The following is a 12,577-nucleotide window of genomic DNA, read 5'->3' on the forward strand; positions in this document are numbered from 1 at the left end:
GAAATATGATGCTGAGATATGGTTCTCCCATGATCCTGACCAATTTGAGAAATGGGAAAAGGTGCCTCACTTATATTAACGCACAAATATTTTATTATTGGATTATGGTAATATATAAACAAACAAAAAGGAAATGCAATGGGAATCGAAACCTCATACTATATAGCAATTTTCGTTATTTACTTTGTGAGCTTTTTTATAAAAGGAATCGCCGGGTTTGGTGATCCGCTAATTTTAAATCCGTCTTTATCAATGTTCTTGGAAAATAGACTGATATCGCCTGCAAACCTTTTGATCAGTGCACCAATCAATGCTTATATGGCATGGATCAATCGTCAATTTTTTTCTATTAAAAAGGTTCTATTTATTGCAATATTCCTCCTGATTGGTATAGTACCCGGTACACTGCTGTTAAAATATGCTACCTCCTGGACATTGAAAATCAGCTTGGGAATCGTTGTTATTCTAATTGGAATTGAGATGCTGATCAGAAAAAAAAATACCAAGGCAAAGAACAATAAGCTTGTAATGGCATTTGTATGTTTTTGTTCCGGAGTAACTTCTGGATTATATGGAATCAACCTATTTATTATCGCTTATATCGAACGAACTTCATGCAATCGTAATGAATTCAGGGGGAATCTATGTTTTGCTTTTGCCTTTGATAATATAGTTCGAATGATCACATATTTTGCCAGCGGCATCATGACAACGGATATCCTGCTGTTGGCTATATTGGCTATTCCGGGTGTTGTTGCAGGACTTTATACAGGGGCGAAAATAGATCGAAAGCTGCGCGAAGAAACCGTTCGATTTATTATAATTAGTATGTTTATAATTGGCGGATTCAGTATTGTTATAAAAACAATATGGACTGTTGTTGCCACGAAATATTGAATTCCTCCAAACCGTCCGCAAGCACTACCCTCTTAGCTTTACAAAAAGTTTCAGTGCACTCTTAAACCAGAAAGGTTCCATGCGCTTGGTTACAGTATTTAATGAATCTCTGATTTGTATATGCTGCGGGCAGTGTTTCTCACATTTCCCGCATTTTATGCAGTTGCTCGGAGAGTGATTTGCATTTGGATTTGTAGAGCCCGTGCTTGTAATATATTGTTGTATTCCGGACAAAAATCCTACGGTATAAGACATGTTATAAGCGGAGAAGCATGCGGGGATGTTAATGTTCTGAGGGCAGGGCATGCAGTAATTGCAACCGGTGCAAGGGATCTTATAGGAAGCGCGAAAAGCTTCCGTAACCGCATCATATATTTTGTTTTCATCATTTGTAAGCATGCCGGGCAGGGAATTGTCCGCCAGCTCGAGATTCTCGTTGAGTTGTGCATCGTCATTCATGCCTGACAGGACAACGGAAACCTCCTTCTGATTCCAAAGCCATCTGAACGCCCACGCCGCAGGCGTCAACCTGACGTCGGCATTTTTAAACAGACTAACTGCTTTTTGCGGCAGCCCATTTGCAAGCTTTCCGCCCAGCAGGGGTTCCATAATGATGACAGGTATTCCTTTTTCGGCTGCTTTCCGCAGACCGGCTGTGCCTGCTTGATAATGTGTATTTACATAGTTGTACTGTATCTGGCAGAAATCCCAATCGTATGCATCGAGCAGGGATAAAAACTCATCGTACGTTCCGTGAAATGAAAACCCGATTTGCCTGATTTCCCCGGTATCTTTCTTTTCCGCAATCCATTCCTTGATGCCCATCTCACAAAGCCGTTCCCAATTCTTCGCATCAGATAAATTGTGAATCAAATAGTAGTCGATATAATCGGTATGCAGCCGTTCCAGCTGTGTATGAAACAAGGTATCAAGATCCTCATAACGCTGGCATTTTACGTAAGGCAGTTTTGTTGCAATAAAAATCTTGTCTCTGATGTTGTTTTTATGCAATATGGTGCCGAAAGCTTCCTCGCTCCCGCCGTAAATATAGGCAGTATCAAAATAGTTGACTCCGTTTTCTATCGCCTTCAAAATCAGCTTCTCAGTTTTATTTAAATCAATTTGACTCAGATTTCTAGGAAATCTCATACAGCCAAAGCCGAGAATTGATAATTTGTTTCCCGATTTCGGATCTAAACGGTATTGCATGGCATTCTCCTTCATTTATGGAAAGTACAGGATTTCTTTCATCGATTTTATTTTCTAACGAATTGGATTATCAACTATATTATAAACAGAATATGACCGAAGGTCAACTTTGTTTTATACCAACGGTCATAATTTATATTCCTTTATACTATCAACATATTTCAGTGATTTATTTAAAAATTTTTGATAAATTCTGTTATAAATTATACTGAAAGTCATTTTTATTTGTTTTACCATTTGAACCTATGGTATAATGAACGCAAAGGCTTGAATACGGCGTTGCCTTTTATGATAGAATCCTTAAAGTAAGGAGGTTAGATTGGTGAAAAGAGAGGAAAAAAAGCAGGAGACAGTCAATCGAATTATTGATGCCGCCATTTGCCTTTTTTCTGAAAAAGGATATGAGGCAACAACTGTTGCCGAAATTACGGAAATGGCAGGTGTGGCCAAGGGAACATTTTTTAATTATTTTAAAGCAAAGGAAGAGCTGCTGATTAAGTTTCAAAAGTCTTTATTTTTTAACGAGCTTAAAATTTTAAATGATAAGCCCGGACCATATGCTCCGCGAATACTGGCCCTGGTGAAAGAGATAGGGGATTCAATGGATGGAAACCGAACGCAGATGAGGCTGGCATTACAGCGGTTTCTTACTACAAATACCACTGAATCAAACAAAGGCGGTCTCATGGCGAAAGCGGAGGCTATGATTCCATTATTCGAAAAAGGACAGCAATCGGGTGAATTCACATCGACAATTCCACCTGCTATCATGGCCCGAACTGCATTACAGATTTATTTGGGAGCTTTGCTAAGTTGGAGCACCGGTACTGAAAATGATGGCCTTGGTGAACAGTTGCTAATGGCTTTTCAGATATTTTTAGAAGGGATTCAAAATGAAAGAAAATAAGCAGTGGCAGCCGATACAGGCGATAATATTCATTTACTTGATATGCTTTATGTTCAGAGCAATTGAATACATGTTCATCCGTACTGATCAAAGCATTTTCGGTGAAGCATTCATACACAAATTGGCCGGAATCCTTATGCTTTTGTTGGCAATACGGCATTTCTCATTCAAGTTTCCTGAAGTAGGATTTATAGGTAAGTCAGCAGGAAAACATACATTATATGGGTTGCTGCTCGGTATTTCTATGTTCATTATCGCCTATGGAATCGAGTTCTTTACACAGTTTTCAGGTGGCAACAGCCCTACTTTACGGTTGTATGTGACAAGCTATGCTATAGATGGCAATCTGGGTAATCAAACAAGCCTTATGTTTTTCTCTTTTTGCATTATTGGAAACCTTATTAATGTAGCTATGGAAGAAGGTGTCTTTCGTGGCTTGTTTATTAAGCTTGCAGAAATGAAATATTCCTTTAATAAAGCAATTGTTTTATCCTCCGTCCTCTTTGGAGTTTGGCATGTTGCAGCTCCTGTACGCAATCTATTAGACGGAAAAATGAGTGCGGTAGAGGCTTCTATGTTTGCACTCATGCTTATATTAACAACAGGGATCACAGGGGCAAAATTCTGTTTACTGACTAAAATTACCGGTTCACTTTGGATGCCTATGGCTGACCATTTTTTCAATAATACCATCATTAACGTTTTACATATTGTAACAACCTCTGGTGCGGATGAATTACAAGTGGTCCGAATCTCTATTGCTCAGACAGTATCGTTTCTGATTGTTCTTTTTATATACTGGAAAAGCGGAGCACGACATAAGAATACATTTCGCATGTCGGCACAGTCCATAAATGATTATCATTTGGTGAAAACCGTAAATAATAAATTCATTTTTAAATAGTGTTCTTAATGGTATAATCTCATAAAATAAAAACGCAGCCGCGATGGTTTTGAACCGTCGCGGCTTTTTATATTTTCAGGATTCGTCGGTGGTATTTTGGTAACAATTATTCAAAATTTAGTAATAATTATTCCCATTTCAGAAAATGTTTGTTCATATTGATTCCGTATAATGATCTTAAAAGGGGTGTTATTGTAAATTCATTGAAAGAAAGGCAAGAAAGAAAGGAGTGATAAAGTTGCAGTACGCCATAGCCCTGATGGTTTTCGTTTTTCTCTTAGGGGTTTATGAACAAATCAAACATAATAAAAACTTGAGCCAATTCCATGTGAGAATCAATGTAAACGGGACAAGAGGAAAATCCACTGCAACCAGACTGATTACCAGTATTTTAAAAGAGGCTGGAATGGAGGTTGTTGGGAAAACGACGGGAACAAGTGCAAGAATTCTTTACTGGGACAAGGAAGAAGAAGAACCCATCAAGCGGGGACGTCTGGGCCCCAATATCATAGAGCAAAAAACTGTCATGAAAAAAGCGGCCAAGCTTGGTGCTTCTGCTTTCGTAACAGAGTGCATGGCCGTAAATCCTGATTATCAAATCACGTTTCAGGACAAGCTTGTAAAGGCAAATATCGGTGTTATTGTCAATGTCCGTGAAGATCATATGGATTTGTGCGGCCCGACTTTGGATTTTATTGCCGAGTCCTTTACTTCCACGATACCGCAGAACGGGACGCTCATTATCAGTGAAAGCTGTTATAATGATTATTTTGCGAAAGAGGCGGAGAAAAGAAACTGCCGGTTAGTGATTGCCGATGAAAAGGAAATTCCGGAGCGTTATCTGGAAAAATTCAGATATATCCTTTTCCCGGAAAACATTGCCATTGCGATGGCTGTAGCGAAAGCGCTGAACATAGGTCAGGAAATGGCCTTGAGGGGAATGTTAAGGGCCAATCCCGATCCGGGGGCATTGATGATCTATTCTCTGGATGATAAAAATCCAGCTTATTTCGTAAACGGTTTTGCCGCCAATGATCCTAATTCAATTAACATGATCTGGAAGCATATTTCCTCTATCGGCTATTCAACGGAAAATCCTATGATAATCATTAATTGCCGGTCGGACCGCGTGGACAGAACCTTGCAGCTTGCTGAAGATGTCCTGTCGAATATGAAGATTGATATTCTCGTAGCGATGGGCAAGGCCGTTACACCGGTTACCGAAGGCGTAAATACGAAAAAAATATCGCCTAAAAAGTACATTAATGCGGAAGGGCTTCCTCCTCATGAAGTTTATAAATTGATCAAGGATTATTTTTCCAACAGAATGATTTTTGGTGTTGGCAACATTCACGGCGGAGGGCAGGAACTAGTTGATCTTATCATTCAGGAATAACTTTATCCGGAAACGGATCAAGACCGCAATTGCTTTCGAAGATATAGTTAAAGGAGGTAAATCGTTGCAGCTTACGAATATTGACACAGTGATCCTTTTAGGCGTAATTTTGAGTTTGCTATTTACAGAAATAACAGGAGTTTTACCAGCCGGTCTTGTGGTACCTGGATATCTGGCTTTACTTTTAGAACAGCCTCAATCTATTTTTTTAACATTTCTAATCAGTATTTTGACCTATATAATCGTTTCCTTCGGAGTGAGTAAAATTACGATTCTATACGGTAAAAGAAAGTTTGCTTCCATGATAACGGTGGCAATCGTGTTACAGTATCTCATCAAAATCATGATTCCGTTTCAGTTTGTGGATGTCGCCGGTTTGGCGGCAGTAGGAATCATTGTACCTGGTCTATTGGCTAACACAATACAGCGGCAAGGTTTGACAACAACGTTTTTGAGCACAGGTCTGCTGACTGCTTTAACGTATGGGTGTGTAATTTTATTACAGATCCAGATATAAGAAAGGGGGTGTAAAATGAACATTTTCGGGCTAGGACAAAACACGCAGGGCCTGTACATAGAACCTGCTGCAAGGGAAAACAGTCATCGTGAAGTTCTTCCGGGGTTTCATGCTTTGACACTGAAAGAAAAATGCCTGTACCTTGTTAAAATCAGCAAGAGAAATACCAGTCATCAGATGCTTGTAGTAGCTGGATTGACCGTATTGGCTCTTGCGGCGGATTATCTGATGCAGTGAGTTAAGAAAGGAGAAAGATCAGTATGAAAAAAGAAATGATTAGAATTTTGGCTGTTGCCATATTATTCCTGTTCGGTATCAGTACCAGCGCTTATGCCTTTACAGCAGGCTACCACAGCTTTAACGAATTAGCTGCCGCAGAAGATCCTGCGGACTATAGCATCAACGTGTCTAATACCGGCAGCAGCACAACAATTTTGGCAATCCACGGAGGGGGCATTGAAAGAGGCACTTCAGAATTGGTGGAAGCCCTGGGGGGATACGGAGGGTATAACACCTATTTCTTTGAAGGGACAAAACCCTCCGGTAATGAGAGCCTTTTTTTAAGGGCTGTGGATTTTGATGAACCAGAAGCTGCCAGCTTGGTTCGAGACTCTGATTACACGGTTTCCGTTATCGGAGCCGCAGGAAACGGAGAGACCACCTATATCGGCGGTCAGAACAAGCTGCTGGCGGAATTGATCAAACTGCATCTGGCAGCTGAGGGGTATGATGTAAAGACTTTAAACGTCCCCAGTCGTATTGCAGGAATCATGGACAGCAATATCGTAAATCAGAATAAATTGTTTAACAATTATCAGATCGGCGGTGTTCAGATCGCTCTTTCCAAAGGATTACGAGATAAATTTGCTGCGGATCCGGGTACGTTGAGTGATTATTCAGGTGCTGTCAATGAAGCGTTAAGCGAAAGCTGGCCTTTGGTAGCATCCCAGCTTCAGAAAATTATAAAGCCGAACGGCAATGGATTTTTGGACAAGTATAATCCCTTTAAGCCGAACTTTGACAAAAAAGTAAAGGATATTTTGAAAAAAGGGGCCAAGACTCCTAAGGAATTAATTGAAAACGCAGAAGAATAACCCGAAACTTAAAGGGCCCGACATACGGGCCCTTTGCTCTGTTTATTGCACATCGTTGATCGCCTCGCTGATGGCGTTAACATAGCTTTCTAGTTCATCGCTGCCGCCGGATAAAAACTGTGTCCGCAAGCCCTGGGACAGTTCTATCTGTATGCCTGATTCATTTCTATTCTTATTCACGATGTTGTCCGGCGATATGCCTGCCAGATTTTTTGGTGCATCTGATACGGTAAAACCATACTTTGTCAGTGATTCTTTTATTTTATTTCCCAATTCCGTGTCCAGACCTCCGATATAAGTGAATTCTTCCGAACCTGCACATCCATGGATGGATAAGGTTATATTCGATTTCGAAACCATTTCCAAGGCGGTAGGCTCCTCGAATTTATCGGAAGCAACATGCAGATTTAAGTTGCCCCCACTCTTAACACCCAAATAGGAGTAATAGTTGTAATTATTACGGGAAGATAAGGCATAGGCCAATTCGGTAGTACCTCTTTCAATTTTCCCTCCATGTATCGCGATGACGATAATATCCGAGTCTGTTACGTTGGCTTCAATTTTATAGTCGCCGAAATCAGTCACATTTGTTTTCATTCTATAGCCCGTGCTTTTTATCGCATGGGAGATATCCTTTTGAGATATCTCCGAAACCTTCAAGGAAAGCTCCTTAAGGCTGCCGGATCTGGGATTTTTTGATTTTTCCGGATTGTCGTAAATCCTGTCAGAAGCATTGCTGAATGTCACGGAGATGATTAAAATAATCAGACAAAAGCAGACAATAAGCCGTATAAAGCTGTAAAAAACGTATAATAATTTTCTAATCATATCATTAACTCACTCGCATTTTTGATGGATCTTATCTCTATTATATCGAATTTTGTTTCATTGACAATCGCTGTAACATTTCTTCATATTTTCGAAAAATACTTTCATAGTTTGGTAACTATTTGTTAATAAATCTCCTGTACAATTGTTTTCAAAGGGAGTATATGGAAGGATATTCCTTTTTCTCATACCTTCGCAATGTTGACATGGAAAGACTGCCAACTTATAATGTTAATGAGGTTGTTGGTTTCGACCCAATAGCTCAAGATTCGCGGAGTACCGTTGGGGGTATTGAAAAGGGGGGCGGACATGTCCTATTTAGGTAAGGTTTTACTGGTTGATGATGACCAGAATGTATTAGAACTCGTTAAATTATATGGAGAAAGGGAAGGGTTTAAAGTTATAGGTATAAGCGACGGTGATTTGGTTCTTTCCGTATTTGACAGAGAAAATCCTGACTTGGTGATTCTGGACATTATGCTTCCGGGCCAGGACGGTCTTACCCTATGCAGAAATCTAAGGGAGACCCGAATGATTCCCATTATTATGCTTACCGCTAAGGGAGAAGAAGCAGACCGTATTCTGGGACTGGAGATGGGGGCGGATGACTACGTTGCCAAACCGTTCAGTCCAAGGGAATTGGTAGCTAGAATTAAAGCAGTGCTACGCCGTACTCAGCCGATGGAGGAAGCTGCTGCCTGGAAATTGAAATATCCCGGTTTGGAAATCTTGGGTGATACCAGAACTATTTTAGTGGATGGTGAAGAAATTATCGTTACTCCCAGAGAATATGATTTGCTCTATTTTCTGGCTCAGAATCCACGCAGGGTCTTCAGCAGGGAGAAGCTTTTGGCAGCTGTCTGGGGATATGATTTTTTCGGTGACCAACGAACGATAGATGTGCACATTCGCAGATTGAGGATCAAACTGGCATCTTTGCCGTTTGAGTACTTAACAACCGTATGGGGTGTAGGATACCAGTTTACACCTCCTGTCAAAGAAGGAGAAACAGCGCTGTGAATACATATCTGCAGCAGGGATTGATAAAACTTCAATGGGGAATCTATTACCTGCATAAATTTTGGATCAGCACAAAACACTTTATTCAGGAACAATTTAATAAGAATCTTTACACCAGAATCTTGTTTACCAATGTAACGGCTTTTGCAATTGTGCTGATTGTCCTTGTGATGTTTTCCAACTTTATGGTGAAACAGGTAATCTATAGTGAAATCCAACAGGAGCTGCTGCGCGAAGCCAAACGGGTTAATTTTGCTTTGCTCGAACAGACAGATAAGGGGTGGAGTCTGCCTCCTGATCAGCAGACAGGCAGTCAGAACCGGGGACAGCAGGACTTATTGAAGTATTTGGCAGATATCTACGACGCTAAAATTACTATTTTTGATATAGAGGGAAAAATCACTGCCATCTCGGCAGAACAGGAAATGGTGCCTGGCAGCAGGATAGAGGACAAGTACCTGAAACTGTTTAAAAAAGGATCCGTTGCTACGCTTCAAACGATAGAAAAGGATACCGGACAGCCCGTTTTTGCCGCTGTGGTTCCCATGGGGGATAACGATGAGGCCCTTCACAACGGCATCTTGCTGGAAACCAGCTCATCCAACTTTGATTTGAGTTTAAGCAAAATGCATTTGTATATGGTTAGCGGGGGAATGGTTCTTCTTTTATTTATCATTATTATTTCTGTTTATTTGGCGGTATGCATTTCAAGGCCGATTTCCCGTTTGGCTGCCACTGCGGCCGAAATCTGCAGAGGAAGTTATGTGCCTCAATGCAAGGAACTGCCCCTGGAGGAAATCAATGTTCTTGGCGGTCAGCTTGACAAGCTGGCAGAAAGACAGCAGAAAATCCAAGCGGAAAGCGGCAGGATGGAGGAAGAAAGGACTCGTTTATTTGCTGAGATCTCCCATGAATTGCGAACCCCGCTCACTTCGGTGCAGGGTTTTGTCGAAGCGATTCGTGACGGCATCGTGCAGGATGACGCTTTACGGGAGCGGTATTTGAATACCATTTATACGCAAACGATCCATATTAACAGGCTGGTGGATGACATCCTGGAGTTAAGCCGTCTGGAGAGCGGCAATATAACGGTTGAAAAACTTCCTGTAGACTTAAATGCCCTGGCCCATGGCGTGGCCATGTCCATGGAGCCTGTGGCAAACCGTGCAAACACGTCAATTTTTGTGGATATCAAAAGTGAAAAAGCTATCATGCTAGGAGATGCCGACCGGCTGGAGCAGGTGATCAGAAATCTGCTGAAAAACGCAATCAGAGCTACGGAGAACGGAATCATCCGAGTTGAAGTGGAATCTTGTCAAGGAAAAGTGGCATTGAGCATTGAGGATAACGGCGCAGGCATAGCACCCGAAGACCTGACTCGAATCTGGGAGAGGTTTTATCGGATCAAGAATCAGCGTGAGGAACATATGGGAGAAAAAGGGAGCGGCCTGGGGCTGGTGATTGTGAAAAAACTGGTTCAGCTGCAGAACGGAAGCATTGATGTGACCAGCCAGTTAGGAAAGGGTACAATTTTTCATATCAGCTTTCCTGCCTTTGACCCAAAACCTAATGAAACCCGCTAAATCGCTAATCACCAAACCCCTGACCCGCTAATTACTAAACCCCTGACCGCTAATCACTAAATTCCTGACCGCTAATCACTAAACCACGAAACCCGACAAATCTGCCAAGGATAATTTAGCGATGACCTCAAAGCCGTTTCCCTGGCCTAAAGGCTTGATAATGACAGTTCCCATATTGGGAATTTCACCTAAGCCAATCCCTTCCGGGAAGCCGTGAGCAATAATAACTTTATTGCTTCCCGGAGCAGGTTTGATCTCTAATTCTGACTGCAGAGAGTCCAGAATTCTTTTTTGTTCAGGAGCAGATAAATCTCCGCTCAAATTATAAATTTCTGACCAAAATGGATCGATTTGAATATTTTCCCATCCAAAAGCCAGCTCTGCCGTTTCAATCGTTCTGCAAAAAGGACTGACTATGATGGGATAACTAACAGGAATTTGCAACGTACGGAGAACCTCACCAAAGTAAATTGCTTCGTTTCTTCCTGTTTCGGAAAGATTTCTTTGAGTAATGCAGCGTTGTAAATTTAAATTTGGCTGATCTTCTCCGACTGTGGCTTCTCCGTGCCTGGCATATAGTATATAGTCTCCGTTTCTCAATAAATCAAGTAAAGAATGATTCAAAACAATCCTCCTTCCATGTTTTTCAGATAAAAGCGCCCACCAGCAGGGTGGACGCAAGAATTATATCAATCGTTACTAAGGCTGCACCTGATGGTGCCGCATTCATCTTTAAAGCATTCCTAGAAGCATTGGGGATTGCAGTAATAGTCATTTTGATAATTATAATCGCTATAATCATCATAATTAAAATTACAATCATAGTAATTCGAACTATAGTAATCAGAATTACAATCATAGTAATTCGAACTATAGTAATCAGAATTACAATCGTAGTAATCCGAATTATAGTAATCTGAATTACAATCATAGTAATTCGAATTATAATCATAGTAAAAATCAGACTGTAATTGTGGACAGCCCATAATGGATACCTCCCTTCATAGTTCGGCATCCTATATGCTATGAAAAAGAAAAGAGATATGTGCTTTCATTGTCATTTATCTGGCAAATCCAAGAATCCCTCTGGTCATGTATTCTCCTATATTTCCAGCATTAATTAATATTCTGTCGTAAATGCCGATTTCTCTCTCATATTCGCCTGTCATAAAGGCCCGGGCTTCTTCCAGATACATATTGATATCTTGATATAAGTATTGCTTCCACTGACTTTCATCCCAATAGGGGAATTGCCCGAGAAAGGCCGCAATTTCATCAGCGTTTTGGTACAGCTCCTGAGTATGGATATTGGCGGTATCTTGATCATTGCTCGAAAGGGCGTTTATTAAATTTGCCTGGATGATGATATAACGCTGAAAATAATTAAAAAACTGCTGAGCGATACTATCCCCATAGAAAACTCTTAATATGGAATAAAATTCTGCAGGAAGATCATACACTCGATTTCTGATAACTTGGCTTTCCGGTAAATTTAATACCGTACTGATCAGAAGTGATCTCGTCCACATGGCATAATTCGTCCATAATGTTATCATATTTTTTAAAATATTTATTTCTTGAAATGTATAGCACTCCCGCTGTTGTCCGATGTCTTGAAATTTATGAATCATATTGACCATCTCCTTATTAACTAAAACATTTTTTATAATATTTATTATTAATATAATATGGTTTTGATATTGTAATGTGAAATATGGAGAAGCCTATCGTTTAGGTCATAACTTTCTCTGTTTGCTGCTACGAAATAAGTGTTTAAATTATTTGTATGAAAATCTATATTTTGAAAATACTAAATTTGAAAAGGAGGTCTTTATATGGGTATTATAGGTTGGATCATTATTGGAGCACTTGCCGGATGGATTGCAAGCAAAATTACCGGCAATAACAAAGAAATGGGAGCTTCCAAGAATATCATCGTTGGAATCATTGGAGGTATCCTTGGCGGACTAGTTATGAATCTGGTCGGCGGCATTGGCATTACAGGTTTTAATCTATGGAGTTTGCTGGTTGCAACCGGCGGAGCTATCGTTCTGTTGTTCATTGTCAATGCTTTTAAAAAAAGAGCAGTAACTTAAATCACGAATTTATTTAGTTTAGTATTTAAAGTAAAGGAACCACCAATATTGTTCAGCACCCCAAATGTTGGACGTTAATTTAAGCAGCAACTTGGGAATGAGTTCGATATTCAACAGGACTCATTC

Annotated in this window: 15 protein-coding genes; 10 read left to right on the forward strand and 5 right to left on the reverse strand. The window is 40.4% G+C overall.

What is annotated here, in order from left to right:
• The first annotated feature begins 138 nt into the window (after positions 1–138).
• Positions 139–897 carry a sulfite exporter TauE/SafE family protein gene (locus KCX82_RS22340; RefSeq protein ID WP_227020651.1) on the forward strand — a complete coding sequence of 253 codons (759 nt, stop codon included), beginning with the start codon at positions 139–141 and terminating at the stop codon, positions 895–897.
• A gap of 24 nt (positions 898–921) precedes the next feature.
• On the opposite strand, the gene KCX82_RS22345 is transcribed toward KCX82_RS22340, so the two are convergent.
• Positions 922–2,106: an aldo/keto reductase gene (locus tag KCX82_RS22345; RefSeq protein ID WP_227020652.1), complete on the reverse strand. Its 1,185-nt coding sequence runs from the start codon at positions 2,104–2,106 to the stop codon at positions 922–924.
• 322 nt (positions 2,107–2,428) lie between these two features.
• Between KCX82_RS22345 and KCX82_RS22350 the strand changes: the two genes are divergently transcribed.
• From KCX82_RS22350 to KCX82_RS22375, 6 genes are all read left to right on the forward strand, one after another.
• The gene (locus KCX82_RS22350; protein WP_227020653.1) at positions 2,429–3,013 is read left to right on the forward strand and encodes a TetR/AcrR family transcriptional regulator; all 585 of its coding nucleotides are present in this window, start codon (positions 2,429–2,431) and stop codon (positions 3,011–3,013) included.
• Positions 3,000–3,917, forward strand: coding sequence for a CPBP family intramembrane glutamic endopeptidase (locus KCX82_RS22355; RefSeq protein WP_227020654.1), 918 nt, complete (start codon positions 3,000–3,002; stop codon positions 3,915–3,917). The genes KCX82_RS22350 and KCX82_RS22355 overlap by 14 nt, the downstream gene beginning before the upstream one ends.
• Before the next feature lie 229 nt (positions 3,918–4,146).
• Positions 4,147–5,313, forward strand: coding sequence for a poly-gamma-glutamate synthase PgsB (gene pgsB, locus KCX82_RS22360; RefSeq protein WP_227020655.1), 1,167 nt, complete (start codon positions 4,147–4,149; stop codon positions 5,311–5,313).
• 64 nt (positions 5,314–5,377) lie between these two features.
• On the forward strand, positions 5,378–5,830 hold the full coding sequence (gene pgsC / locus KCX82_RS22365) for a poly-gamma-glutamate biosynthesis protein PgsC (protein WP_227020656.1): 453 nt from the start codon (positions 5,378–5,380) through the stop codon (positions 5,828–5,830).
• A gap of 15 nt (positions 5,831–5,845) precedes the next feature.
• On the forward strand, positions 5,846–6,067 hold the full coding sequence (locus KCX82_RS22370; RefSeq protein ID WP_227020657.1) for a hypothetical protein: 222 nt from the start codon (positions 5,846–5,848) through the stop codon (positions 6,065–6,067).
• 23 nt (positions 6,068–6,090) lie between these two features.
• Positions 6,091–6,924: a poly-gamma-glutamate hydrolase family protein gene (locus KCX82_RS22375; RefSeq protein WP_227020658.1), complete on the forward strand. Its 834-nt coding sequence runs from the start codon at positions 6,091–6,093 to the stop codon at positions 6,922–6,924.
• 42 nt (positions 6,925–6,966) lie between these two features.
• Here the strand turns inward: KCX82_RS22375 and KCX82_RS22380 are convergent, their stop codons facing one another.
• Positions 6,967–7,752: a poly-gamma-glutamate hydrolase family protein gene (locus KCX82_RS22380; protein WP_227020659.1), complete on the reverse strand. Its 786-nt coding sequence runs from the start codon at positions 7,750–7,752 to the stop codon at positions 6,967–6,969.
• Positions 7,753–8,061: 309 nt separating this feature from the next.
• Here KCX82_RS22380 and KCX82_RS22385 point away from each other — a divergent pair, with 309 nt between their 5' ends.
• Together KCX82_RS22385 and KCX82_RS22390 are read left to right on the forward strand one after the other, a co-directional pair.
• Entirely contained in the window at positions 8,062–8,772 is a 711-nt protein-coding gene (locus KCX82_RS22385) for a response regulator (protein WP_227020660.1), read from the forward strand.
• The gene (locus KCX82_RS22390; RefSeq protein WP_227020661.1) at positions 8,769–10,355 is read left to right on the forward strand and encodes an ATP-binding protein; all 1,587 of its coding nucleotides are present in this window, start codon (positions 8,769–8,771) and stop codon (positions 10,353–10,355) included. Before KCX82_RS22385 ends, KCX82_RS22390 begins: the two co-directional genes overlap by 4 nt.
• Positions 10,356–10,433: 78 nt before the next feature.
• Here KCX82_RS22390 and KCX82_RS22395 read toward each other — a convergent pair whose 3' ends face one another.
• From KCX82_RS22395 to KCX82_RS22405, 3 genes are all read right to left on the reverse strand, one after another.
• On the reverse strand, positions 10,434–10,979 hold the full coding sequence (locus KCX82_RS22395; protein WP_227020662.1) for a histidine phosphatase family protein: 546 nt from the start codon (positions 10,977–10,979) through the stop codon (positions 10,434–10,436).
• A 22-nt stretch (positions 10,980–11,001) separates the two neighbouring features.
• Entirely contained in the window at positions 11,002–11,214 is a 213-nt protein-coding gene (locus KCX82_RS22400) for a hypothetical protein (protein ID WP_227020663.1), read from the reverse strand.
• Between the two features lie 202 nt (positions 11,215–11,416).
• Positions 11,417–11,986: a hypothetical protein gene (locus KCX82_RS22405; protein WP_227020664.1), complete on the reverse strand. Its 570-nt coding sequence runs from the start codon at positions 11,984–11,986 to the stop codon at positions 11,417–11,419.
• A 204-nt stretch (positions 11,987–12,190) separates the two neighbouring features.
• Between KCX82_RS22405 and KCX82_RS22410 the strand changes: the two genes are divergently transcribed.
• Positions 12,191–12,451 carry a GlsB/YeaQ/YmgE family stress response membrane protein gene (locus KCX82_RS22410; protein WP_227020665.1) on the forward strand — a complete coding sequence of 87 codons (261 nt, stop codon included), beginning with the start codon at positions 12,191–12,193 and terminating at the stop codon, positions 12,449–12,451.
• The last annotated feature ends 126 nt before the right edge of the window (positions 12,452–12,577 follow it).

Source organism: Sinanaerobacter chloroacetimidivorans (assembly GCF_018128545.1).
GTDB classification, from domain to species: domain Bacteria; phylum Bacillota; class Clostridia; order Peptostreptococcales; family Anaerovoracaceae; genus Sinanaerobacter; species Sinanaerobacter chloroacetimidivorans.

Bases quoted from the DNA above. Each gene is read 5' to 3' on its own strand.
- KCX82_RS22405 (WP_227020664.1), bottom strand. From the start codon at position 11,986: ATGATTCATAAATTTCAAGACATCGGACAACAGCGGGAGTGCTATACA.
- KCX82_RS22400 (WP_227020663.1), bottom strand. From the start codon at position 11,214: ATGATTGTAATTCTGATTACTATAGTTCGAATTACTATGATTGTAATT.
- KCX82_RS22345 (WP_227020652.1), bottom strand. From the start codon at position 2,106: ATGCAATACCGTTTAGATCCGAAATCGGGAAACAAATTATCAATTCTC.
- KCX82_RS22340 (WP_227020651.1), top strand. From the start codon at position 139: ATGGGAATCGAAACCTCATACTATATAGCAATTTTCGTTATTTACTTT.
- KCX82_RS22370 (WP_227020657.1), top strand. From the start codon at position 5,846: ATGAACATTTTCGGGCTAGGACAAAACACGCAGGGCCTGTACATAGAA.
- KCX82_RS22375 (WP_227020658.1), top strand. From the start codon at position 6,091: ATGAAAAAAGAAATGATTAGAATTTTGGCTGTTGCCATATTATTCCTG.
- KCX82_RS22380 (WP_227020659.1), bottom strand. From the start codon at position 7,752: ATGATTAGAAAATTATTATACGTTTTTTACAGCTTTATACGGCTTATT.
- KCX82_RS22410 (WP_227020665.1), top strand. From the start codon at position 12,191: ATGGGTATTATAGGTTGGATCATTATTGGAGCACTTGCCGGATGGATT.
- KCX82_RS22355 (WP_227020654.1), top strand. From the start codon at position 3,000: ATGAAAGAAAATAAGCAGTGGCAGCCGATACAGGCGATAATATTCATT.
- KCX82_RS22385 (WP_227020660.1), top strand. From the start codon at position 8,062: ATGTCCTATTTAGGTAAGGTTTTACTGGTTGATGATGACCAGAATGTA.